This is a genomic window from Rhodoplanes tepidamans, from assembly GCF_030813915.1.
GTDB lineage: Bacteria > Pseudomonadota > Alphaproteobacteria > Rhizobiales > Xanthobacteraceae > Rhodoplanes > Rhodoplanes tepidamans.
In genome coordinates this window covers 1-1057 of record NZ_JAUSUJ010000062.1, presented here as the reverse complement: position 1 = coordinate 1057, position 1057 = coordinate 1, and the positions used below count along the sequence as shown (strand labels likewise).

1 protein-coding gene is annotated in these 1057 nt (G+C 67.5%); it reads right to left on the bottom strand.

The window, feature by feature from the left end; translation table 11 throughout:
* Nucleotides 1–16 precede the first annotated feature (16 nt).
* A protein-coding gene (locus J2S22_RS30850) for an IS630 family transposase (protein ID WP_272780890.1) occupies nt 17–963 on the bottom strand; the annotation gives its coding sequence in 2 pieces (ribosomal slippage) (nt 17–615 and nt 615–963; 948 coding nt in all).
* Nucleotides 964–1057 lie beyond the last annotated feature (94 nt).

The following is a 1057-nucleotide window of genomic DNA, read 5'->3' as shown; positions in this document are numbered from 1 at the left end:
CTAGAGCGGAATCCGATCAGGCTGCATCGTATCCTGCGGCGGCGAAGTAGTTGGCACATTCCGCCGGGGTGAAGGTGCGGACGAGGCCGCCGATCGCGGCCCAGAGGCCGTCGACGGTTCGCTCGGCGGCCTTGCGCAGGTGGGCCTTCAGCTTGGAGAAGGCGTTTTCGATCGGATTGAAGTCGGGACTGTAGGGCGGCAGGAAGAGAAGGTTGGCGCCGACCGCCTCGATCATCGCGCGGACGGCGGGGCCCTTGTGGCTCGAGAGATTGTCCATGATGACGACGTCACCGGGCCTGAGCGTGGGAACGAGAACGCACGCGACATAGGTTTCGAAGGCCTCGCGGTTGATCGCGCCGTCGAGGACGAACGGGGCGATCATGCCTCGGCAGGTGAGCCCGGCCACGAAGGTGGTCGTCTTCCAGTGTCCGTGCGGAATGCCGACCCGCAGGCGCTCGCCCCGCGGTGCCCGGCCGTAGCGCCGAGCCATGTTGGTGGAGGCCCACGTCTCGTCGATGAACACCAGCCGCTCGGGGTCGAGGTCGAGCTGGCCGTCGAACCAGGCCTGCCGACGCCTCACGATGTCGGGACGATCCTGCTCGCTGGCATGCCCGGTCTTTTTTTGCGCGTGATCCGGTGACGCTCGAAGAAGCGTTGGATCGTGCCGAAGCCGAACGTGTGCCCCTGGCTCGCGAGGGTCCGGCGGAGTTCCTCGATGGTGATGTCGGGCGTCTCGGCGAGCACGCCCAGGATCAGGTCCTTGCAGGCCTCGATCCGGCCGGACCGGCGATCGCCCCCGAGCGCCTTCGGCCGGGCGTCCCCCTGGACCTCGGCTCGCCGTCGCCACCGGCTGACGCTCGCCGCGCTGACCCCGAACCGCTCACCGGCTTGCCGGTGCGACATCCCATCGGCCACCGCCTTCAGAACCCGCGTCCGAAGATCGAGAGAAAGCGCTCGCGACATGCCTGCCGGCCTCCCTCTCCGGCAGACAGCTTGAATCACCTCCGCGCCGATTTGGGAATCCCTCGCGATTCACTCAGGTCGGGAACCGCTCTAG